This window comes from Thermanaerothrix daxensis (assembly GCF_001306145.1).
Lineage (GTDB): Bacteria > Chloroflexota > Anaerolineae > Anaerolineales > Anaerolineaceae > Thermanaerothrix > Thermanaerothrix daxensis.
Genome location: NZ_LGKO01000005.1, coordinates 218,641 through 240,054, shown reverse-complemented (window position 1 = coordinate 240,054; position 21,414 = coordinate 218,641). Strand labels below are relative to the sequence as shown.

The 21,414-nt window shown below is 57.7% G+C and carries 20 protein-coding genes; 10 read left to right on the top strand and 10 right to left on the bottom strand.

Features of this window, described 5'->3' with window-relative positions; translation table 11 throughout:
- Positions 1–40 precede the first annotated feature (40 nt).
- The 4 genes from SE15_RS09805 to SE15_RS09790 all read right to left on the bottom strand — a co-directional run bounded on the left by SE15_RS09805 (position 41) and on the right by SE15_RS09790 (position 5,370).
- A complete protein-coding gene (locus SE15_RS09805) occupies positions 41–574 on the bottom strand; it encodes an NUDIX hydrolase (RefSeq protein ID WP_054521942.1) in 534 nt (177 codons plus the stop codon).
- 99 nt (positions 575–673) lie between these two features.
- On the bottom strand, positions 674–1,288 hold the full coding sequence (locus SE15_RS09800) for a LysM peptidoglycan-binding domain-containing protein (protein ID WP_054521941.1): 615 nt from the start codon (positions 1,286–1,288) through the stop codon (positions 674–676).
- Positions 1,289–1,750: 462 nt separating this feature from the next.
- Positions 1,751–3,676 (bottom strand): ATP-binding protein, encoded by a 1,926-nt coding sequence (locus SE15_RS09795; RefSeq protein ID WP_054521940.1) that lies wholly within the window; start codon positions 3,674–3,676, stop codon positions 1,751–1,753.
- The gene (locus SE15_RS09790) at positions 3,673–5,370 is read right to left on the bottom strand and encodes a response regulator (RefSeq protein WP_054521939.1); all 1,698 of its coding nucleotides are present in this window, start codon (positions 5,368–5,370) and stop codon (positions 3,673–3,675) included. Before SE15_RS09790 ends, SE15_RS09795 begins: the two co-directional genes overlap by 4 nt.
- Positions 5,371–5,530: 160 nt before the next feature.
- Here SE15_RS09790 and SE15_RS09785 point away from each other — a divergent pair, with 160 nt between their 5' ends.
- The 3 genes from SE15_RS09785 (at position 5,531) to SE15_RS09775 (ending at position 8,846) form a co-directional block, all read left to right on the top strand.
- On the top strand, positions 5,531–6,454 hold the full coding sequence (locus tag SE15_RS09785) for a DnaJ C-terminal domain-containing protein (RefSeq protein WP_054521938.1): 924 nt from the start codon (positions 5,531–5,533) through the stop codon (positions 6,452–6,454).
- A 26-nt stretch (positions 6,455–6,480) separates the two neighbouring features.
- Positions 6,481–7,683, top strand: a complete 1,203-nt coding sequence (locus SE15_RS09780; protein WP_054521937.1) for a trypsin-like peptidase domain-containing protein — start codon at positions 6,481–6,483, stop codon at positions 7,681–7,683.
- Positions 7,684–7,745: 62 nt separating this feature from the next.
- Complete coding sequence (locus SE15_RS09775) at positions 7,746–8,846, top strand: baeRF10 domain-containing protein (RefSeq protein ID WP_054521936.1); 1,101 nt, start codon at positions 7,746–7,748, stop codon at positions 8,844–8,846.
- 97 nt (positions 8,847–8,943) lie between these two features.
- Here SE15_RS09775 and SE15_RS14985 read toward each other — a convergent pair whose 3' ends face one another.
- From SE15_RS14985 to SE15_RS09750, 5 genes are read right to left on the bottom strand one after another with little or no spacing between them, the layout of a single operon-like run.
- Positions 8,944–9,552: a hypothetical protein gene (locus SE15_RS14985; RefSeq protein ID WP_054521935.1), complete on the bottom strand. Its 609-nt coding sequence runs from the start codon at positions 9,550–9,552 to the stop codon at positions 8,944–8,946.
- Positions 9,553–9,580: 28 nt separating this feature from the next.
- Positions 9,581–10,552, bottom strand: coding sequence for a hypothetical protein (locus SE15_RS09765; RefSeq protein ID WP_054521934.1), 972 nt, complete (start codon positions 10,550–10,552; stop codon positions 9,581–9,583).
- Positions 10,549–11,523 carry a ComEA family DNA-binding protein gene (locus SE15_RS14205; protein ID WP_083461863.1) on the bottom strand — a complete coding sequence of 325 codons (975 nt, stop codon included), beginning with the start codon at positions 11,521–11,523 and terminating at the stop codon, positions 10,549–10,551. Before SE15_RS14205 ends, SE15_RS09765 begins: the two co-directional genes overlap by 4 nt.
- Before the next feature lie 34 nt (positions 11,524–11,557).
- On the bottom strand, positions 11,558–12,415 hold the full coding sequence (locus tag SE15_RS09755; protein WP_054521933.1) for an SDH family Clp fold serine proteinase: 858 nt from the start codon (positions 12,413–12,415) through the stop codon (positions 11,558–11,560).
- A 29-nt stretch (positions 12,416–12,444) separates the two neighbouring features.
- Positions 12,445–13,146, bottom strand: a complete 702-nt coding sequence (locus SE15_RS09750; RefSeq protein ID WP_054521932.1) for a rhomboid family intramembrane serine protease — start codon at positions 13,144–13,146, stop codon at positions 12,445–12,447.
- A gap of 78 nt (positions 13,147–13,224) precedes the next feature.
- Here SE15_RS09750 and murJ point away from each other — a divergent pair, with 78 nt between their 5' ends.
- From murJ to SE15_RS09730, 4 genes are all read left to right on the top strand, one after another.
- Entirely contained in the window at positions 13,225–14,859 is a 1,635-nt protein-coding gene (gene murJ, locus SE15_RS09745) for a murein biosynthesis integral membrane protein MurJ (RefSeq protein ID WP_054521931.1), read from the top strand.
- Entirely contained in the window at positions 14,856–15,485 is a 630-nt protein-coding gene (locus SE15_RS09740; protein ID WP_054521930.1) for a GNAT family N-acetyltransferase, read from the top strand. Before murJ ends, SE15_RS09740 begins: the two co-directional genes overlap by 4 nt.
- Entirely contained in the window at positions 15,482–16,231 is a 750-nt protein-coding gene (locus SE15_RS09735) for a SagB/ThcOx family dehydrogenase (RefSeq protein WP_054521929.1), read from the top strand. Before SE15_RS09740 ends, SE15_RS09735 begins: the two co-directional genes overlap by 4 nt.
- A 63-nt stretch (positions 16,232–16,294) precedes the next feature.
- Entirely contained in the window at positions 16,295–18,172 is a 1,878-nt protein-coding gene (locus SE15_RS09730) for a cellulase family glycosylhydrolase (RefSeq protein WP_054521928.1), read from the top strand.
- A gap of 10 nt (positions 18,173–18,182) precedes the next feature.
- Here SE15_RS09730 and SE15_RS09725 read toward each other — a convergent pair whose 3' ends face one another.
- On the bottom strand, positions 18,183–18,671 hold the full coding sequence (locus SE15_RS09725) for a SixA phosphatase family protein (RefSeq protein ID WP_054521927.1): 489 nt from the start codon (positions 18,669–18,671) through the stop codon (positions 18,183–18,185).
- 176 nt (positions 18,672–18,847) lie between these two features.
- Here SE15_RS09725 and SE15_RS14365 point away from each other — a divergent pair, with 176 nt between their 5' ends.
- From SE15_RS14365 to SE15_RS09710, 3 genes are read left to right on the top strand one after another with little or no spacing between them, the layout of a single operon-like run.
- Entirely contained in the window at positions 18,848–19,258 is a 411-nt protein-coding gene (locus tag SE15_RS14365) for a hypothetical protein (RefSeq protein ID WP_054521926.1), read from the top strand.
- Between the two features lie 32 nt (positions 19,259–19,290).
- On the top strand, positions 19,291–20,355 hold the full coding sequence (locus SE15_RS09715) for a zinc-binding metallopeptidase family protein (protein ID WP_054521925.1): 1,065 nt from the start codon (positions 19,291–19,293) through the stop codon (positions 20,353–20,355).
- 3 nt (positions 20,356–20,358) lie between these two features.
- Complete coding sequence (locus SE15_RS09710) at positions 20,359–21,414, top strand: M42 family metallopeptidase (RefSeq protein WP_054521924.1); 1,056 nt, start codon at positions 20,359–20,361, stop codon at positions 21,412–21,414.

The following is a 21,414-nucleotide window of genomic DNA, read 5'->3' as shown; positions in this document are numbered from 1 at the left end:
CAACTAATCCCCCCTCTTTCTCTCCGATTCGGGCCCGGAATCAGCCCGAAACCAGGTAAGGGCGCGCTAAAAACAACGCTGCCAGCGTTTTGGAATCATGAATCTCACCCCGCTGTGCCATGGCATAGGCTTCCTCAATACTCAGTGCCCGCAGGTGCAGGAACTCATCCGCATCTGGACGTAGGGGAGCAGGGTACAACTCGCGAGCCAGGAAAACCACCATGCGCTCGGTACAATAACCCGGGGCGAGATAAAACTGCCCCAGTTCGATCCACTCCCGGGCGGCGTACCCGGTTTCCTCACGAATTTCGCGCTCGGCACAGGCACGTGCTTCTTCCTCTTCCTCCATCACCCCGGCTGGCAGTTCGAGCAATTCCCGACCGGCTCCAATGCGATATTGCGCTACGAACAAAATGTGCCCCTGTGCGTTCACCGGCACAATACTGATCGAATCGCGGTGCTCAACCAGGTCATACGGGCGCACCCGACCATCCGGGAGACGCACCTGCACCTTGACAACGTCGAAAGCATGCCCCCGGTACTGGGGTTCATAACCGAGTATCTCAAACGCCATGGACCACCTCAAAACACAATGGATATAGAAGAAACAATATAAGCGCGGGTCAGAGTCTTCACCCGCGCTCACTTAATCTCACTGCCCCCTGACCGGGAATCAGGGAATTTGCAGTACTTGCCCCGGCGTTAGCGTGTAGGGGCTCTGAAGATTGTTGGCGGCGATGATTGATTCGGGGAAAACATCCCCAAATTCGCAAGCGATGGAGTACACCGTGTCTCCAGCCTTCACCGTGTACTGCGTGGGGTGAGGCTTAAGAGCGCGTTCGCCCGCGCTCCAGGCACCCCCCTGCGGGATTTTCAGCACTGTGCCAGCCGCAGGCCGCGAATTCATAGTCAGTCCATTAGCCTCAAAGAACGCGTTGATGTCCAGGTTGTAGCGGCGGGCAATGCAAAGGGGCCACTCACCCGACTGCAGCGTATAAGTGGCCGGACGGGTGGGCGTGGGGATGATCACCGGTGTGCTGGTCGGTTCCGGAGTTGGAGTTTCAACCCCGACCGGCGTTGCCAGCGGCTCGGCTGGGGTGGGCATGGCCATCTGGGTCTGCTGGGCCACTTCAGTCATGCGCTGCGCCACATCCACCGGGAAGGGGAGTTCCTCCGAGGTTGGGGTGGCCAGGGCAGTCGGCGACGTGGAAGCCGAACGGGTGCACCCGGAAGCCATCAGTGCGACCAACACCACAAACGCAATGATAAAAGGCATTTGCTTTTTCATAAAGGCTCTCCTCCAATTGCTCACTCAAAAATAGCGCCCGAGTCATCACTTTGGGGGTGACTTCAATCCATAGTAGCATATCGCTAACCCTGCGTCAAGAACACCAGACATGGGAATTTTTACCCCCGACAAACTTGTTATTATTTTTATATTAAGTGTCACTCCGTTCGCTTTACATCCTCCTTACAACCCCGCTACCTGGATGAAACTCATATCTTTTCCGGCGCAGATGTCACAGAGAGTCCAGATGAACATCATTCTCCCCTCGTGACTTCCAACCATAGCCATCCAATCTCAGGTGTAGTATTATCAGTAGCGACAACGTGGTCATCCGGACACCTCCAGACAAGCTCATCGCTGTCTCCTCCTTTGGCAAGAGCCTCCGCCGGAAACGAGCAACGCCTCCGGCGGAGGCTTCTTTTAACTGACCACTTATACCGCACTTCCAGACTGTTACCCAAATCAGGCTTCTATAATGGGCAGTACAACCGTAAATGTGGTGCCTTGCCCCAGCGTTGACTCTACCCAGATGCGTCCTTGATGGCTCTCAACGATTGACTTCACAATTGCCAGCCCCAAACCACTTCCGGAAACCTCTGCGCCAGCGTTACTGGCGCGGTAGAACTTGTCAAAAATAAAGGGCAAATCCGACACCGGAATCCCGATCCCGGTATCGCAAAATTGCAAAATGATCTGTTCCTGCTCCACCTGACCATGGATGGTAATTTTCCCACCTGGCGGGGTGTATTTGATGGCATTATCCAGCAGGTGCTCAAACATCTGGCGAATCTGAACCGGGTTGCCCAGGAAAAGCGGCAGATCTTCAGGCAGTTCCATAACCAGGCGGTGCCCCTTACGCTCCAGGGCTTTCTTGAAGTTTTCGATGGCATGATCTAGGACCTGCTTCAGGCTAAAGGACTCTTTGCGCGTATCAAAGCCCGCTTCAATGCGCCCCAAATTCACCAAATCATCCACCAGGTGAGTGATATTCTGAACGCTGGCCTGCACCCGGCGAATGAACTCTTGCTGCAATTCGTTCACTGGCCCGGCACGTTCGATTAATTCCACATACCCCAGAATGGCCGTCAACGGCGAACGTAAATCGTGCGAAACCGTGCTGACAAATTCGCTCTTAATCCGATCTATCTTCTTCAACTGGGTAATATCATGTAAGGTCACTGCCGTGCCCACATCCGGGATCGGGGTGCGTTGCACATCAAAGACCCGCCCATCTTCCACTGTAAGTTCCAGACGGCTGGAAAGGCTGCGCGTGGAGAGTTCCAGCAACTCCACCAGGTCAGGATAGGCAATCACCTGACGGGCAAGTTTTCCAATCAAGTCAGACTCATCCAGGTTGAGAGCCGAGATGGCTGCCTGATTAATGAGTAAGATACGTCCCCCTTGATCTACCACGATAACCCCATCCTGGATGCGCCGCAAGATGGTCTCCAATTTGTTGCGTTCCAGACGAGTATCGTTGTAGAGCCGCGCGTTCTGAATGGCAATGGCGGCATAGTCCGCTAGGGTGGTCAGCAGTTGCACATCCCGTTTCTGAAACTGGAAACGGCTGTGTCGGTTATCTACTCCCAGGACGCCAAAAACCTGGCCCTTATACTGAAGAGGCACGTACACCAGCCCATGGACCAGGTAAGCCGTCTTTATTTTCTGGGGTGTGCTCTCATCCAGGAGCACCGGCTGGCCAGTGCGTACAACCGAGCCCGCCAGAGTATCCTGGATCGGGAGGCGGAAGGTGCGCACAAAATCTTCCTGGAAATTCTTGGAAGCACGCATGTAGAGTTCGCCGGTCTCCTCATCTACCAGCAGGAGCGCACCTTCTTCCGCACCGGTCAGTTCAACCGCTGCCTCCACGATGGCCGAGAGCACACTCTCGGGATCCAAAGAAGCCGTGATACTCTGGCTCAAACGGGCCAGAGTCTCCAGCTCATCCACGCGCCGCTGCAACCGGTCGGTATAACGGCGCGCCTCAAGCATCATCCATTCGCGCAGTCGCTGTGACCGTGAAAGGTTGTTTTCAACCGCGCGCAGCACTTCCTCCGATTTGAGGGGCAGACTGAGATAATCGCTCACTCCCAGGCGCAGGGCTTCTTTGAGCAGTTCAGGCGTATCCTTCTTTACCAGGAGCAGGATGGGGACTTCTGGATGGTCCCGGCTCAATTTGCGCGCAAAATCCAGATGATTGTTCCCCCTGAAGGTGTCAGACAAAATCACCAACCCCGTAGGATGGGTGCTGAGGTAGTTAAAAACCTTATCCTCCTCCTGGAAAATCGCCACCGAATAACCAGCAGCCTGCAAGACCCGCTCCAGCAGGTAGTTAACCTGTGAGTCGGAGGTGGCTACCAGAATGTTGATATCCTTCACCTGGGTCATGATGTCTCAGTCGCCTTTGCGGGAGATAATGACGAAACCGCCTGAATTCGAACAAGCGGAAAGGTCAAATGCCAGCGCAACTGTTCCGGGGTAACAAACTCTAACCACATTTTACCCCGACATTGGGTTAAGATCTGCAAAACCAGGCGCCAATCTGCCTCCAATTCTTCCGGAAACCGACGTCTTGCCGTGGAGACCCCTTCAAAGGGTTGCTTCTGGAGCACCCGGCGCTGATCCTCATCCAGATCAGCCCGACATTCCAGTTCCAAATGAGCCATTTCATCTTGCAAATATGTGCGCCCTCGAATCTGACCATCTTCGCTCAACCCCATTACCAGCCCCAGCAGGCTGTGCAGGATGTATCGTAACAGGGTTTCATCCCCTTCTACCGGCAGGGGTTGCGTCGAATACGCCAGTGCGATCTCCTGATGGCGATGCTGAGCCAGCGGATTAAGGTGACGCACGGCTTCACCAACCAGCCCATTGAAATCCTTGGGTTGAGCAGATCCTGGGGGCGCCCCTTCCGGGCCGGTGGGAATGAGATCTGCCAAGAGGTATAACCTCTCCACGCTCTCACGCCAGGCCGTCAGAACCTGGCGTTGGGTCGGACTCCAACGCGCCGTCGGGTCTTTGGTCAACTGCTCCAGGGCATGATTCTGCGCTTCGGCATGCTCTCGGATTTGCAGGTGAACCTGCTGCAGGGCCTGATTCATCACCTGGACGCGCAAAGCGGCATTCTCCATCAAAGCCTGCTGGACACGCACCCGTTCTTCCAGGGTGCGAAAGAGGCGGACATTTGCCAGCGAAATCGAGGCAAAATCGGCTACGGCTTCCACCAGGCGCTGTTGGCCGGGCTGGTAGGGCGCGTCCTTCTTGCGCATCAGGACCACAATCCCAATAACCTGCTGCGATGCCTTGATCGGCACAATCAAGGCGGCCTGCCCCAACGTGGATATTCGAAAGCGCTTGAGCGGCTCACCGGCAAGCATCAGCGATTCACCTGAAAGGGCCACCAACCCGCTGACCCCATCTTCCCAGGGATGGTTGCGCTGCGCCATAAGTGAAGCGGGCAGATGTTTTCCTGCCGCCAGCACCAATGTCTTGCGCCCCTCATCCTTCAGTAAGACCCACCCCAGGTCTGAACGAGTCACTTTGATCAATTGCTCCAACAACTGCTCAAATAACACGCCCTGATGGGTCAGTGAAGTTAACACCCTGGCGATGTTGAAAATCGTGTTGAGTTCATCCAGGCGCTGCTGAAGTTCCTGGTTGGTACGCTGCAGGGCCTGCGCCAGTTGTTCTCGGGCACGGCGTTCACGGACCTGCTTGAGCACCCGTTCAACTACGGCCAGAACCTCTGGCTCACGGGCTGGCCAGAGCAAATAGTCCACAGCCCCCAACCGAAAATTCTGAATCAAATCCCCTTCTGCTCCTTTAGGCGCAATCAGCACCACCGGGATATCTAACCCCTGAGCGTGCAGTGCCACCAGCAGATCCTTGCTGCTCAACCCCTCCAGCACCAGATCACACAAGATCACATCCGGAAGCGTCTGAACAGCCTTAGCAATCGCCGCCGAGACCTCCGGCACACACTGAACACGATAGCCCGCTGCTTCCAGCGACTGGCGTCCGACAACCTCACAAATCAGGGGGTCGGGTTCAACAACCAGCAGATATTCCCGTGGCTGGGCCATGCTTTTAATATAGCATGATTATTAATCTAAAGGAGAGCCTCTTAACCTCTCACGAACTTACGAGTGCTTTACAATTTAGTTATGTAATCGTATAAACGTTTTATAAGAGGCCACTGGCGCAGCCTTGACTTTCAGGAGTTCGCGGACATAAAATGAAGGTATGGAGTACAAAGACTACTACAAAATCCTCGGTGTTGACCGCAACGCCACTGAAGAAGAAATCAAAAAAGCCTACCGCCGTCTGGCCATGAAATACCACCCGGATCGCAATCCGGGTGATAAATCGGCGGAGGAGAAATTCAAAGAGATCAACGAGGCCTACGAGGTCCTCGGCGATCCCGAGAAGCGCAAACGCTACGACGCGCTGGGCGAATCCTATTTCCGCTGGCAACAAAGCGGCGCTCCCGGTGATTTCAACTGGGAAGAGTGGTTCGCTCAGGGTCCGGTGGGCACGCGTACAGTGCGCATTGACCTTGACGATCTCTTTGGCGATCTGGGTGGATTCTCAGATTTCTTCAGCGCCATCTTCGGTGGGATGCCGGGTACAGCCACCCGCACCACCGGTCGGCGTGCTCGCCAGACCACCCCAGCGGTGGAGCAGCCAGTGCAGATCACTCTGGAAGAGGCGTACCACGGCACTACCCGCCTTATTCAGGTAGATGGCCGCCGCCTGGAAGGCAAGATCCCACCCGGTGCACGCACAGGCACCAAAGTGCGTCTGGCTGGCCAGGGGCCCATTGGCCCGAATGGTCAGCGCTCCGACCTCTACCTGGTGATTGAGGTCTTGCCCGACCCGCGCTTTGAGCGTAAGGACGATGACCTTTACACCGAGGTGACCATTGACCTCTATACTGCCGTGTTGGGCGGGCAGGTCACCGTCCCCACTCTGAGCGGCGATGTGATCTTAACCATCCCGCCGGGCACGCAGCCCGGGCAGGTATTCCGCCTCTCGGGCCGGGGCATGCCCAATCTGCGCAATCCCCAAAAACGCGGCGATCTTTACGTCAAGGTCAAGGTAGAAATTCCACGCAACCTGACCCCTCAGCAGCGCGCGCTATTCGAGCAACTGCGCCGAGGTGGCTGAGGGTAGAGAGGAAAGCGATGATTAGAATGAAGCGACTTGGTTGGATAGCGATTCTTGGGATCATGCTGCTGGCCATGCTGGCCTGCAGCCTCACCCCTACCTTGCCGCGCCTCACGGGTGCCCCAACCGCCACCTTGCAAGCCGCCTCGCGGGCAACCGAAGTGCGCCCCCCTTCGCAACCCGGCGCAATTGCCACCCCAACCCTGGTGGCCGAACTTCCCGTGACGCTTACCGATCGTGATGTTCTCCTCGCCAACCTCTACGAACGCGTAGCGCCGGGTGTTGTTTTTATTGCCACCACCACCGATGGTGAAATTGAAAGCCTGGGGTCGGGCTTTGTCTATGACCGTGAGGGGCATATTGTCACTAATTATCACGTGGTCGAAGGCGCCAGCGGCCTGGAGGTCTTCTTTGCTTCCGGTCTGAAAGTGCGGGCGCGAGTCGTTGGAGAAGATCTGGACTCCGATTTAGCCGTTATTAAAGTGGACGTTCCACCTGATGTACTGGTCCCCCTGCCGTTGGGGGATTCGGACCAGGTACGCGTTGGGCAAACAGCCGTGGCCATCGGCAATCCCTTTGGATTGACCGGTACAATGACACTGGGTATTGTGTCGGCTAAGGGGCGTACCCTGGAATCACTGCGCCAGGCCGAAGGAGGGACATTTTTCAGCGCCGGCGATGTAATCCAGACGGATGCCTCCATTAACCCGGGCAATTCCGGAGGTCCCTTGTTGAACCTGGCCGGCGAGGTCATTGGCGTCAACCGCGCCATCCGTACCACCGGCACCACCATCACCGGTGAGCTAGTCAACAGCGGAATTGGTTTTGCCGTCTCCAGCAACATTGTACGGCGCGTCGTACCGGTGCTGATCGCAAAGGGGACTTACGATTACCCCTATCTCGGCATCTCCAGCCGCGAGATGCTAACCCTGGAGCAAATTGAAGCCCTGGGCTTGCCGCGCCAAACCGGCGCCTACATTGTCTCGGTTACCCCCGGCGGTCCGGCTGACCGTGCCGGGCTACGGGGCGGTAGCAAAGCCACTCGTTTTCCCGGTCTTCCGGCTGGGGGCGATTTAATCATCGCCATTGATGATCAACCCGTCCAGACTTTCAGCGATCTGCTCAGTTATCTGATGAAGCACAAAAGCCCTGGCGATACGGTCATTCTGACCATCCTTCGCGATAATCAAGAAAAGGAGGTGAGCGTCACACTGGGTAAACGCCCCTAGCAGAAGTGGGGCTTTTGACTGGCTCTGTCGGTTGTGCCAATCCCATTAATGAGGAGGATGCCATGTTAACCGATCAGGATGTGCGGGAGTTAATTAAATTCACCTCACCCCATCCCGTGTTGAGCGTCTATCTCAGCACCGATCCCACCCTGGGAAATAAAGACTCGTACCGGTTGCGCCTGCGCAACATGCTTAAGAAAGTGAACCTCCCGCAAGATGAGGAAGCCGTAGAGCGCTACATCATGCAGGAATACGACTGGAGCGGCCGTGGTGTGGTGGTTTTTTCGTGTCAACCGCAGGGATTCTTCCGCGCCTACTCGCTGGCCGTCCCCGTGCGGGACCTGGTGCACGTTGGCGACCGTCCCAGTGTGCGTGTGCTGGCCGACCTGCTGGATTCCTACGGTGGCTACGGGGTGGTGCTGGTGGATAAGCAAGGCGCCCGCCTCTTCCACTTTCATCTGGGCGAATTGCGCGAGCAAGAGGGCATCGTTGGTGAAATGGTCAAACGTACCAAGCATGGCGGCGCTTCCAGCCTGCCCGGTGCACGTGGGGGCGTTGCCGGACGCACCAAGCACGTTGATGAGGTGATAGAACGCAACATGAAGGAAGCGGTGGATTTTGCTGTCTCATTCTTTGAGCAAAATCGCGTCCGCCGCATCCTCATTGGAGGAACCGAGGATAACGTAGCGCTCTTTCGCTCCCTGCTCCCTAAGGCCTGGCAGAGCCTGATCGTTGGGACGTTTCCCATGAACATGACAGCCAGCCACGCAGAGGTGCTGGCGAAAGCCATGCAAGTTGGGCAGGAGTTCGAAACCAAGCGTGAAAACCAGTTAATCAAAGACCTTATCACGGCAGCCGCTAAAAACAGCGGTGCGGTGATCGGTTTGGAAAACACCCTCCAGGCGGTTAACGAGGACCGTGTGAGCACCTTGGTCATCTTAGAGGGTTTTGGGCAGTCTGCCTACCGGTGTGGCCAATGTGGCTATCTGACCTCGCGTCAGCAAACCACCTGCCCTGCCTGTGGGGGTGAAATGCATGAAATTGCGGATGCAGTGGATTTCGCCGTTAGCCGGGTCATGCGTGGCGGGGGAGATGTAGAAGTGGTGCACCGCAACTCCGAACTGGAAAAAGCAGGGATGATCGGCGCTTTCCTGCGCTATTAACCCCTTAATCCTGACAATCCTTCTGAAAACGCGGATGACCCTGGCCAAGCCAGGGTCATCCGATTAGGTCAATTGAGTCCTATGGAGCGGCAAGGCTTTAGCGCATTCGAATGCGCGCCAGGTTTTCGCTCAACAACCGGAGTTCTTCCAATGCCTTATTCGGGTTGCTGGTAAGAGAGTTGCGAATGACTTTGAAGCGCTCCTGCAATGCCTGAAACGTTTGAGGATCGTTCAGGAGCGGTTCCAGGTCCTTCAAACGCGCCTCCGCAGCGCTCAATTCCTGCTGGGCGGTCAGGTTGTCTTTGGTAATCAGAGCCAGGCGGGCGTAACTGACGTTGCTGATCAAACGGCTTAGCACCATATCCAATTGCCCGCTCGTCAAGGCTTCTTCCGCCCGCTGGTAATCTGCGCGCAGGGTCTCTAACTCAGCACTGGCCTTTTCGTAATCCTGGCGCAGAGTGTTGAGTTCACTGCGCATGCTGGCCGCCTCGCGTTGGAGGGGAAAATACAGGGCAAAGAAAGCCACACCAAAACCGGCCCCAAAAGCCAGCAAGACGATTAACAACCAGGTTAGCGCCTTTTGCCACCAGCGGCGCTGCGGCTTTTCTGCCACCGGCTCAGGAATTTCACCGCCTGCGGTGGCTCCGGGCACCCCTTCAGTTGGGGTGGTGGGAACTTCTTCAAATGACTCTGAATTTGTGTTCATCGGAGAACCTCCGGGGATGGGTTTGTGCTCAAGGTGCTCGCGGGGAAGGTGTAAGAGAAGGTGAAGGGGTGGGACTCGGGGTTGCCCCAGCGCCAGAGGTGGGTGTTGGTGTCGTTGAAGGCGTTGGAGTCATCGTCGTGGGCACAGCAGTGACGGTCCCCAAAGGCTGCATCGCCTCGGGGGTGACTGCAAATGTGTGTAGGGGTGTGGGGGTGGCATACAGCGGCGGTAAACCCACCAGGAGGAGCTGCCAGGCAATATCCAGGTCCTCGGCTGCCAGCACCGGTAGGTCGGGCAGGTTGGCCTCGGCCAATTGCAATCGCTCGAGCCAGGTCTGGACGGTGGTTTGTTGCTCCGCCGGCACCTGCTCCCACAAACGGACCAGCCATTCACGTGCCTGGACGATCTCACTCCGGGCCAGGCCGTAATTACCAGCGGTCAGGTATTGGCGAGCACGCAGTACGTGAAAAGCCGCGCGCATTGCCTGCACCTCGTAGACCAGCGAACGGCTTTGCGCAACCTGGGCTTCCAGGGTGCTCAGACGCCCTTCCCACGTCGCCAGAGGCGTGTTTAGAGCCGCCACCTGGGTATGTAGCCAACCCACATCCTCTTCCAGTTCGCCGATCAACTCCCCGGTGTAATCCGCCTGCTTTTCCAGGGCATCCAGACGCGCGGACTGGGTGGCCAGTTGGAGAGTGGCTGTCATGACCATCTGATAAGCGACTGCGTGCTGGGTCTGCAACCTGGCCTCATGGGTGGCCAGTTGATCTCTGATCAGGGCAAAGCGGCCCGCCTGTTCCGTCTCCAAGGCGTTCAAACGGGCAGTATTTTCCTCGGCTGGAAGAATGGCGCGCTGATAGAGCAGCACTCCACCTGCATAGAGTCCGGCACCCAGGATGAGCCCCAGCAAGATGACCAGCAACAAGCGCAAAACGGCTTTCAAGAACGCGCGAATAGCCCGTCCGGCGCCATTCGGAGAAGGGGAGGTCGTTGCGCTCATGGTCCTCCCTCCGTTGGGGCCTGGGTCTCGCTCAGCAATTGCCGCAAGCCCTCCAGAAAGCGCCCAAAACGAGCGCTGGTAGCCTCTACCGCTGCCAGGCGCTGGTCAAACCCCTTAACCAGCGTCTGAATGGCCTGGATATCTGCCTGTGCCTGGTCAAGGGTGCTCTTCAAGGCTGCCGTTTCACGCTCTAACCCGCTAACCCGGCCGTTCAATCCTTCCAGCGCTTCTACACGCGTGCGCACCGTCTCCAAATCACCCTCCAGGCGGTCCACGCGCTCGCTCAAAACTGCCACCTCGGCCCGAAACTGACGAAACTGCGCCATTGAGGCAAAACGCAGTGTCCCGTTGACCAGGCCTAAAAAGAGCAAAGCCAGCAGCAGCGCCAGGAACAGCGTGATCAGATTGCCTCCCACCACCCAGGCAATCAGATCTCGGCGGGTCACCAGTTTTTCAGCCTCGGGTTTTGCAAGTGAAGCCGCCTCTGGTTTGGTCTCCTGAGAGGCAGCGCCTGCAGGGATGCCTTCATCGCCCCCGCCCGCATCTGACGGCACAGCGGGTGAGGCAATCTCCGCGGATTCCAGCGGGCTTTCAGGCTCAGTGAGGCCAGCGGCCGCCTCGGCCTGAACACCAGGCCCCACCAAATCCGCCGCAATCTCTTCGGAGGGTGACACAGACGCTTCACTCACGGCCACTTCACGCTCAGATGGCATCGTCAGAGGTGCAGGGGGCTCTTCCTCCTCACCTCCTTCCCCCACCGCTTCAGGGGGCGAGACGGTGAAATAGGGGCGCAGGCGCTCCAGCAAAACCGACCCGATGCCGCTGACCCGCACCAGGTCCTCCGGCGTCGTAAATGGCCGCGCTTGCACAATGCGCTTGGCCAGCGCCGGGCCAATCCCCGGCAATTGTTCCAGTACCTCCGGCGGAGCCCGGTTCAGGTCCACTACTCCCGCAACTTGCTCCTCGCTCATCCTGACCTCCTTCCAAAAGCCAAATCAATATCTTCTAGCCGTGCTGATTGCCCTGTGGGGCACGCCCCGGTACCCCCGGCCGTGTCGGATAGGGCATGGGAATATATTCCACCGAAGGGCGACGCTGGGCGGCTTGAGGATAGAGATTCATTAGTTGATAAATCTCAGCCGGCATGTCCGTGCTCACCTTTAGCCCCAGTTCGCGCGCCTCTTCTACCGTGATCGGGTAATCATGCGTCCAGCGCCCGGTTGCCAGTTCCTCCGCCAGACGCTCCGCCACCTCTGCCGGATAGTGGCAGCAGGCAATGCGCTTGACGGTGGCCTTCACCTGCTGAATGGCCTTTTGCGAAATATCCGCCAGGATCAGGGTTTCATCATCAATCTGGTTGCGATCCTTGGTTTCCAGGACTTTAAGAATGGAAGCCGCGGGGTAATTCCCCAATTGCGGATCTACCGGCCCTAGAACGGCGTTTTCGTCCATCACGATCTCATCGGCTGCCAGCGCCAGCAACGTTCCGCCCGACATGGCGTAGTGGGGGACAAAAACGGTTACCTTAGCCGGGTGCTTGGCCAGCGCATTGGCAATTTGTTCAGCCGCCAGCACCAGCCCGCCCGGTGTATGCAGAATCAGGTCAATCGGTACATTATCATCGGTCATCTTTATCGCGCGCAGGATCTGCTCTGAATCCTGAATATCAATGTAGCGCGCAATGGGAAAGCCCAAAAACGACATGCTTTCCTGGCGGTGAATCAGGGCAATCACGCGTGAGCCGCGCTTTTCCTCTAGTTTACGCATTAACTGCAGGCGACTGGTTTCGATGATCTTTTGGCGAAACAACGGTGCGATCGAGGAAATCATCAGAAAGAGCCAGAACAGGTTAAGCAGATCCATAAAGGCCTCCTTGAAAATAATGGGATTCTTTACCAGGGGTAATACTCATCCAAGTACCATGGGCGGGAACGGCGACGATAACTGAACGGACGCGCCATCACCAGCCCATACACAAATCCTCCAATGTGCGCCCACCAGGCAATTCCACCCGCAGTTGCGCCGGCGGGCAATGCCAGTGCCAGCACCCCCGAGAACAACTGCGAGATGAACCAGAACCCCAAAAACACCACCGCCGGAATATTGACAAACCAGGGCATCCAGAAAACCGGTACAAAAGTAATCACCTGGGCATTGGGAAAGAACAAGAAGTAAGCCCCTAGCACGGCCGCGATAGCACCACTGGCACCGATAGAAGGCACATCCGGTGCCCCACCCAGGAACATTTGTATCAAACCAGCCACCACGCCGCCCAGCAGGTAGTAAACCAGATAGCGTCCCGATCCCAGGCGATCTTCCACGTTATCTCCGAAGATGTAGAGCGTCCACATGTTACTCAGGAAATGCAGCCATCCCCCATGTAAAAACATGTGGGTAAGCAACGGGTACCAGGTCAAAGGGTTGACCAGGGAAAAGCGCGCCGGTACCAAGCCAAACGTGTAGATGAATCGCTCCAATCCACGCGGAGAAAGGCTCAGTTCGATGAAGAGAAACACAACCGCATTCAGGAGGATAAGAGTCCAGTTAACAATGGGAAAAGAGCGCGAGCGGATGGTATCTTTAATGGGAAACATGCTGCCTCCATAAAGTCATCTAAAATTAGTTATATCATAGAACGCCTCTCGCTCAGCAGATAGCAAGGACCACAGTTTATGTTATCATCATTGGCGATGCGAAACCAGGCCGTTGCCAGTGTCGCTCAGGCTAACCGGCGCATTGCCCGCGCGGCAACCACCGTCATGCTGGCTTTCCTGATCAGTAATCTAACCGGGCTGGTACGGGGTATTCTGATCTACCGCACCTTTGGCACCAGTGCCGCGCTGGATTCGTTCAACGCCGCTAACCGAATTGCCGAGATGCTCTTTAACCTGATGGCGGGAGGTGCGCTTGGCTCGGCTTTCATCCCCACCTTCACGGCTCTACTCACCCAGGAACAGCGCGATCAGGCCTGGCGACTGGCCTCAGCCATCTTAAACTGGCTTGTACTCATCCTCAGCCTGGTCAGCATTGGGGTGGGATTGTTTGCACCCCAGGTGGTCCGGCACGGGCTGTTCCTGCTGGCACCTGGTCAGGATCCCGGTCATGAAGCCCTGACCACCCACCTCCTGCGAATTCTGCTGCTCACCGTACCCATCTTTGGCATCAGCGGCCTGGTGATGGGCATCCTCAATGCCCACCAGCGCTTTTGGGTGCCGGCCATTGCACCGGCCATGTACTCCATTGGAATGATCCTGGGAGTCCTGGTTTTTCCCCGCCAATGGGGCATTGATCGCCTGGCATGGGGTGCCGTGCTGGGGGCGTGTCTGCACCTGGGAGTACAACTCCCCACCCTTAGACATTTGCGAGGACGTTTTGTCCTGACACTAGGGCGCCACCTGCCTGCCGTGCGCGAGGTTCTGCGCCTGATGGGGCCGCGCATCTTCGGCGTAGCCGTGGTGCAACTCAACTTTGTGGTCAATACCATTATCGCTCTCAGCCTTCCCGAAGGCAGTGTTTCCGCCATCGCCCTGGCGTTCAGTCTGATGCTTGTCCCCCAAATGGCCATTGCCCAATCTGCCGGAATTGCTTCCCTCCCGATCCTCTCGGCGCAGGTCGCCCGTGGTGAATACAGCGAAATGCGCGCCTCTCTGACTTCCACCCTGCGGGCAGTACTTTTGTTGGCCCTCCCGGCCACCCTGGGATTGATCCTGCTGCGTCAGCCCCTAGTGGTGCTGCTCTACCAGGGCGGGGCCTTCGACGCGCGCTCCACCGCCATGGTGACATGGGCCCTCCTCTGGTACGCAGCTGGGCTGGTCGGTCATTGCATGGTGGAAGTGCTCAGCCGGGCATTCTACGCGCTCCATGATACTCGCACCCCGGTCACCATCGGCGTCATTGCCATGAGCCTGAATATCGGGCTTAGTCCGCTTTTTGCGCGCTTATTCCACCAAATTGGATGGATGCCTCATGGCGGCTTAGCCCTGGCCAATTCCCTGGCTACGTTCTTAGAGATGTTGGGGCTGCTCTACTTCATGCGCCGTCGCCTGTCCGGACTGCCCCTGCGCCCGCTGTGGGATGCCCTGGGGCGAGGTGCTCTGGCCACTTTGGCCATGGGAATCGGTGTCAGCGTCCTGCTCCATGTCGCCCAAAGCCACGTGGGCCAGGCTGGGCTTCTTCTTCTCTCCCTTGGGCTGGGCCTCGGGCTCTACGGCTTGGGACTATGGCTGCTGCGTACCCCGGAGAGCCAGGCGCTGATTCGCTGGCTCTACCGTCGTCTGCGCCCTAACCGCGAAGTTTCCACACCATGATCCCTCTCATCCGTCCTGCCCGACCGGAAGACGCGCCTCTGGGGGTCCCTTTGCTGGCCAGCACACTGGGAGACCTGGGCTGTGAATTCTTTGGGCTGGGTTCGCAGGAACGCCTTATGCGCGTGCTGGAAATCTTCTTCATCTCGCCCGGCCACCGCATGAGTTATCAAATCGGCCACATCGCCGAAGTTGAAGGAACACCAGCCGGATTACTGATGGCCTTCCCGGGAGGCCACTTGCTGCGCCTCAGCCTGGGACTGGTCCCTTGCATACTGCGGGCGTACTCCCTCAACGAGCGCCTGCAGTTAATGCGGGTGGGAGCACGCTTGCTATCCCGCCCGGGCTTCACCCTCTCGCTCGAAGCCCGACGGGATGAGTTCTACATAGCGCACCTCGCCACCCACCCGAATTTTCGCCGCCAGGGAATCGCCAGCGCTTTACTGGCATTTGCCGAGCGCCTGGCCGTGGCTGGCAGGCTTTTCAAACTGGCCCTTTTAGTGGCCTCCGATAATTTCACCGCCATTCGTCTCTATGAAAAGAACGGCTTCATCCCCCAACCGGCTCGCGAAGCCCGTCCCTACTACTTACGCATGGTCAAATTCCTCATCGAAAGGAGTCCCCAATGATTCCAAACGAAGTGTTCACCGCCCTGCAACTCACGCAATCCGTGGGTGAGACCGCCCAGCAGCAGGGGCACCCCCAACCACCCCTGGAATGGCCATATGATCCGCAAGCCACCCTGATCCCTCTCCCCGGAGTAGAAACGCTAAAACCACCGCCAGCTGATCTCTGGCAGATCATGGCCCAGCGGCGTACTCTGCGCCATTACGCCGACCAACCCCTCACGCTGGAAGAACTGGCGCTCTTACTCTGGGCCACTCAGGGGGTGCGCCAGGTAACCAAGCGCCCCGCCACACTGCGTACTGTACCTTCGGCTGGCGCGCGCCATGCGTTTGAAACCCTCCTGCTGGTCAATCGGGTTTCCGGACTGGGGAAAGGTGTTTATCGCTACCTGGCTCTCCGTCATGCCCTGTTACCTTATGAGACGGAAGCCAACATCGCACCACGTCTTTATGCAGCCTGTTACGAACAGGAGCACATCCTCCATTCGGCAGTCACATTTTTCTGGGTAGCCGTCACAGAGCGCATGACCTGGCGTTACGGCGCACGAGGGCTGCGCTATCTCTTCCTGGATGCGGGGCATGTGTGCCAGAACCTCTACCTGGCTGCCGAAGGTTTGGGGTGCGGGGTCTGTGCCATTGGGGCTTTCGACGATACGGCTCTCAACCCGGCTTTGAACCTGGACGGGCGCACGGCATTCGTGATCTATGGGGCAACAGTGGGTAAACGTGCCCCCCGCCCCGAACCGTAGCGCGGATCTCATTTACCGCCAGGGTATAATCCCGCCCAAAGCACCAGCAGGGAGGAAGAGAGAATGATCCTGATCGATGGCCCGTGGTTTAAGGATGAAAGTGGACGTGTGTTAATGTTGCGGGGAGTCAATTTAAGCGGTAGCAGCAAGGTGCCCCGTGTCCCCGACGGTGCCACTTACCGCAGTGAGGGCTTCTTCGGGCATCGAGACGTTTCTTTCATCGGACGTCCCTTTCCACTGGAAGAAGCCGATGAGCATTGGGCTCGATTGCGCGCGTGGGGCCTGACCTTTGTGCGCTTCCTAGTCACCTGGGAAGCTATCGAACACGCCGGGCCTGGCCTCTACGATGAGGCCTATCTGGATTACGTTGCCGCCGTGCTGGAAAAAGCGCTGGCTCATGATATTCAGGTGGTGGTAGATTTTCATCAGGATGTGTGGAGCCGCTTCAGCGGTGGAGATGGGGCACCGGGCTGGACGCTGGAAGTGGCCGGGCTGGAGATGCGCCACTTCGCCGCCACGGGTGCCGCCATTGTGCACGCCACCCATGGCGATCCGTTCCCGCGCATGATTTGGCCCACCAACGCCACCAAACTGGCCACTGCCACGATGTTCACACTGTTCTTCGGAGGGCGCTTTTTCGCCCCCCAGCGCCTGGTCGAAGGCGAGAACATTCAAGACTACCTGCAACGACATTACCTGGCCGCCGCCCGACGCCTGGCCGAACACCTGGCGCCCCTGCCCAACGTCATCGGCTACGACATCATGAACGAACCTCTGCCCGGTTACATCGGCTGGCCTGACCTCAATCGGCATAATGGTCTGCTCCACCAGGGAATTACCCCCACACCCTTCCAGGCCATGCTGTTGGGAGCAGGCTATCCCCAGGATGTGGATGTGTTCGATACCGGCATCCTGGGCAGCCGTGTCGTGCGGCGCGAGCGCGTGGATCCGCAGGGATTACGAGCCTGGCGCGAAGGCCAAGAGTGCGTCTGGCGCCAGCACGGGGTCTGGGATGTGGATGCCAGTGGCAAACCTCGCCTGCTGCGTCCCAATTACTTTACGCAAATAAACGGACGGCCGGTGGATTTTGGGCAGGATTGCCTGCGCCCATTTTACGAAACGTTCATCCAGACTATCCGCGCCGTCCATCCCCAGGTGCTTATCTTCATTGAGCCCGAGGTTAACCAACCCCCACCCCACTGGATCCACGACAGGCCAGCCAGCATCATCTATGCCCCCCACTGGTACGATGGTTTCGTGCTCTACACCAAACGCTTTCTCCCCTGGCTGGCCTACGATGCGCGTGGGCGGGGCAAGGTGGTCCTCTGGCCCTTCATCCGGCGCAACTTTGCCGACCAACTGGCTGAGTTTAAGCACCATGCACGCGAACGCCTGGGCAATGTGCCCGTCATCATCGGTGAATGCGGCATTCCGTTTGATCTGGACAATAAACGCGCCTATCGGGATGGGAATTTCAGGGCACACGCGCAGGCCATGGATCGTACACTGCGCGCCATGGAAGACAATTTGCTCGGATACACACTATGGAACTACACCCCCGATAACACCAACGCTCACGGCGACCTATGGAATGATGAAGATCTTTCCATATTCAGCCGCGACCAACAGACCCGCCCGGAGGATGTGTATTCCGGCGGGCGTGCGCTAGAGGCGATCCTCCGCCCCTACCCCATGAAGACCACCGGTGAGCCGTTAAGCCTGAAATTCGATTACCGCACAGGGCAGTTTGATTATGTGTTTCGACATATACCAGGCCTGGAGGCTCCCACAGAGATTTTCATCCCCAACTTTCACTACCCCCATGGCTTTGATGTGCGGGTTTCCGACGGAACCCATGAAACCGACCCAACCCGGCAGGTTCTGCGGTATTACCCTGCCCCCTCACACCCAATTCACAAGATTCACATCACCCGGCGGTGAGAATTGCAGTCTACAGGTCGCGGGGCCGCCAGAGATGCTTGAGGGTAGCAATGATCACTGTATCCAAAGCCTTCCAGGTACGTAGCGGCACCTCAAGATGGGCAATCGCCGCCGTCGAGAGCGATTCGACTTTGTCGGTCAAGATCTGAAGCAGGGTTTCCAGGCCAGGATTATGCCCGATCACCAAAACGGTTTCCACCTCATCGTCAAGATTGCGCAGGGCTTCCAGATATGCCACCGGTTCACCCAGGTACAAGTCCTCAACGAAGAGAATATCCCCCTTGTAGCCGCTTTTTTCAGCCACCAGTTCAGCCGTTGCCTTTGCCCGTAGCGCCGACGAGGAAATGATCAAGTCGGGCACCAGGTCTTTCTCACGCAGCAACTTTCCCATGCGTGGGGCATCTTTTTCCCCCCGTTTGCTCAAAGGACGCTCAAAATCGGGCATGCTGCCATCTTTGAAACTGGATTTGGCGTGACGCATCAGCAATAAAGTCTTCATCCCTTCAAGTTCCTCCACCGAAACATAATCGCTCGGTCTTCCCTTTCTGAAAAACTATGGCTACTGCAAAAAGTATAACACAGCCCAATGAACTTGCGGGGTTGGAATTCTGCCGGAGGCCATCTTGTCACCAGTCAAGCCCCGTGTTATGATGAAAAGCGCTGGAGGCAACCTTGATGGCTTCATCCCTTGAACGGCGTAAACGCATTCGTTCTATCTTGTTGCTCATCATCCTGGCAACCCTGCCCTGTTACTGCCTTGGCTTCATCATCCTCCAGATTGGCAATCGCATCTCTCAGGCCACCCCAACCCCATCGGCTACCCCCAGCCCCGAGGCCCTCACCCCGACTTTAGCCGGCACGCCTTCCCCCACGGTTACTCTGCCCAGCCTGACCTTCACCCCAACCTTCACCGAAACCCCCACGCAGACCTGGACCCCAACCGTCACCTTTACCCCCTTCACACCGCCACCGCGCACAGAGACCCCCACACCTACGGCCACCACAACGCTCACACCAACTCCGGAGGTGACCTCCACGCCATCCCCCAGCCCCACCTCACCTCCGGCTGAGACTCCTTCCTCCTGAAAAAAATTATTTCCACCACACACATGAGGACTATGGATAACATCAAAGATTTTCTCAAGCAATTAATATCGCTGCCCGGTCTTTCGGGCTATGAAGCCCCCGTGCGCGAAGCCATTGCCGAGGCCTGGCGCCCATGGGTGGATGAGATCACCGTCAGCCCACTGGGAAGCCTGCATGCCCTGCGGCGAGGCCAGGGCCCTGAACCCCGCCCCCGTTTGTTGATCGCCACCCACATGGATGCCATTGGCATGATGGTTAGCCAGATTGTAGATGGCTTCATCCGCATCACCGAAGTGGGCGGTGTGGATGCGCGCATCCTGCCAGGTCAGCCAGTCATCGTACACGGGCGGCGTGACCTGCCCGGCGTGATCCTGCAGCCCGCGCCTCGTCTGCTCCCGCCTCACCTGGGAGAGAAAAGCGCGATTGATATGGAGTACCTCTTTGTAGACACCGGTTTACCGGCAGAAGAGGTCAACGCCCTGGTGCGTGTGGGCGATCTGGTCTCGTTTGCCCAGCCCCCGCTTGAACTTACCGGCGAGACGCTGGCCGGCCACAGCCTGGATAACCGCGCCTCGGTCGCTGCGCTCACCGTTTGCCTGGAAGAACTGCAACGGCGTCAGCATGTCTGGGATGTTTGGGCGGTCGCCACGGCGCAGGAAGAGGAAACCCTGGGGGGAGGGTTCACCTCGCCTTTCAGCGTACGCCCCGATCTAGCCATCGCTGTGGATGTGACCTTCGCCCGTGGACCAGGGGTCAACAGTGACTACCGCGCCTTCGGACTGGGCAAAGGTCCGGTCCTGGGATGGGGCCCTAATATTCACCCTGCCCTCTTTAAGGTATTCAAGAACCTGGCCGAACGCCTGGATATTCCCCATGCCGTCGAAGTCATGCCGCGTCACTCAGGCACAGATGCTTTTGCCATGCAGGTTGTGGCCGAGGGCATTCCCACCATGGTAGTAAGCCTGCCGCTGCGCTACATGCACACCCCGGTTGAAGTCATCTCACTCAAAGACATACAGCGCGCTGGCCACCTGCTGGCTGAGTTTATCACCAGCCTAGAAGCCGATTTCCTTGAAAAAATTCGTTGGGAAGATTGACCTATGGAGACCCAAAACTTACCGCTCGACCTGCTTGAACGCCTTTCCAATGCCTGTGCGGTCTCAGGGGATGAAAGTGAAGTGCGTAAAATCGTCCTTGAGGCGGTACAACCGCTGGCCGATGAGGTCCGGGTGGACGCCCTGGGCAACGTCCTGGCGATCAAGCACGCCCAAAGCCAGCCCTCTCTACGGGTCATGCTGGCCGCTCACATGGACGAAGTAGGCCTGATGATTGTGGATGAAGAAGAAGGGGGCCTCTATAAATTTGAGATTGTCGGGGGCATTGACCCGCGCCAGTTACCCGGCAAACCGGTCTGGGTGGGCAAAGACCACCTGCCGGGGGTAATTGGCGCCCGCCCCATCCATCTGACAACCCCCGATGAGCGTAAATCGGCCATTGCCACCGAAAGTCTGCGCATTGATCTGGGGCCAGAAGGGAGCAAAAAGGCAAAGCCGGGGGATCGCGCGGTGTTTGCCACTCCTTTCAAGAGCGTGGGCCCAAGCCTGATGGGCAAAGCCCTGGATGATCGCCTGGGAGTGGCCACGTTGATTGAACTACTGCGCCAGGCGCCCCCGCATCTCGAATTTCAAGCCGCCTTCACCGTCCAAGAAGAAATCGGCTTGCGCGGTGCACGGGTGGCCGCTTATGCCCTGAACCCCGACCTGGCTTTTGTTCTGGACGCCACTCCTGCCCATGACCTGCCTACGTGGGACGGCAGTGAGAATACTGCCTACAACACCCGGTTGGGTCGGGGGCCGGCCATCTACGTTGCCGACGGCACTACCCTCTCCGATCCGCGCCTGGTGCGTTTTCTGCTCCGGGTGGCTGACGAACACCATCTGCCCTATCAGATCCGCCAGCCCGGCGGCGGGGGCACCGATGCCGGCGCCATTCACCGCCAACGCACGGGTATCCCCAGCGTATCGGTTTCGGTGCCGATCCGCCATGCCCACAGCGCGGTTTCCATTGCACGCATTGAGGACTGGGCAAACACCCTTCACCTCATGACCCAAGCCCTTCATGCCCTCACCCCTGAAATTCTAAACATGGAACGCTAG

Coding starts and splice junctions, on each gene's coding strand:
- SE15_RS09795 (WP_054521940.1), bottom strand. CDS start 3,676: ATGACCCAGGTGAAGGATATCAACATTCTGGTAGCCACCTCCGACTCA.
- SE15_RS09780 (WP_054521937.1), top strand. CDS start 6,481: ATGAAGCGACTTGGTTGGATAGCGATTCTTGGGATCATGCTGCTGGCC.
- SE15_RS09790 (WP_054521939.1), bottom strand. CDS start 5,370: ATGGCCCAGCCACGGGAATATCTGCTGGTTGTTGAACCCGACCCCCTG.
- SE15_RS09735 (WP_054521929.1), top strand. CDS start 15,482: ATGATTCCAAACGAAGTGTTCACCGCCCTGCAACTCACGCAATCCGTG.
- SE15_RS09710 (WP_054521924.1), top strand. CDS start 20,359: ATGGAGACCCAAAACTTACCGCTCGACCTGCTTGAACGCCTTTCCAAT.
- SE15_RS09775 (WP_054521936.1), top strand. CDS start 7,746: ATGTTAACCGATCAGGATGTGCGGGAGTTAATTAAATTCACCTCACCC.
- SE15_RS09730 (WP_054521928.1), top strand. CDS start 16,295: ATGATCCTGATCGATGGCCCGTGGTTTAAGGATGAAAGTGGACGTGTG.
- SE15_RS14985 (WP_054521935.1), bottom strand. CDS start 9,552: ATGAACACAAATTCAGAGTCATTTGAAGAAGTTCCCACCACCCCAACT.
- murJ (WP_054521931.1), top strand. CDS start 13,225: ATGTTATCATCATTGGCGATGCGAAACCAGGCCGTTGCCAGTGTCGCT.
- SE15_RS09725 (WP_054521927.1), bottom strand. CDS start 18,671: ATGAAGACTTTATTGCTGATGCGTCACGCCAAATCCAGTTTCAAAGAT.
- SE15_RS14205 (WP_083461863.1), bottom strand. CDS start 11,523: ATGAGCGAGGAGCAAGTTGCGGGAGTAGTGGACCTGAACCGGGCTCCG.
- SE15_RS09750 (WP_054521932.1), bottom strand. CDS start 13,146: ATGTTTCCCATTAAAGATACCATCCGCTCGCGCTCTTTTCCCATTGTT.
- SE15_RS09740 (WP_054521930.1), top strand. CDS start 14,856: ATGATCCCTCTCATCCGTCCTGCCCGACCGGAAGACGCGCCTCTGGGG.
- SE15_RS09785 (WP_054521938.1), top strand. CDS start 5,531: ATGGAGTACAAAGACTACTACAAAATCCTCGGTGTTGACCGCAACGCC.
- SE15_RS09800 (WP_054521941.1), bottom strand. CDS start 1,288: ATGAAAAAGCAAATGCCTTTTATCATTGCGTTTGTGGTGTTGGTCGCA.
- SE15_RS09715 (WP_054521925.1), top strand. CDS start 19,291: ATGGATAACATCAAAGATTTTCTCAAGCAATTAATATCGCTGCCCGGT.
- SE15_RS09805 (WP_054521942.1), bottom strand. CDS start 574: ATGGCGTTTGAGATACTCGGTTATGAACCCCAGTACCGGGGGCATGCT.
- SE15_RS09765 (WP_054521934.1), bottom strand. CDS start 10,552: ATGAGCGCAACGACCTCCCCTTCTCCGAATGGCGCCGGACGGGCTATT.
- SE15_RS09755 (WP_054521933.1), bottom strand. CDS start 12,415: ATGGATCTGCTTAACCTGTTCTGGCTCTTTCTGATGATTTCCTCGATC.
- SE15_RS14365 (WP_054521926.1), top strand. CDS start 18,848: ATGGCTTCATCCCTTGAACGGCGTAAACGCATTCGTTCTATCTTGTTG.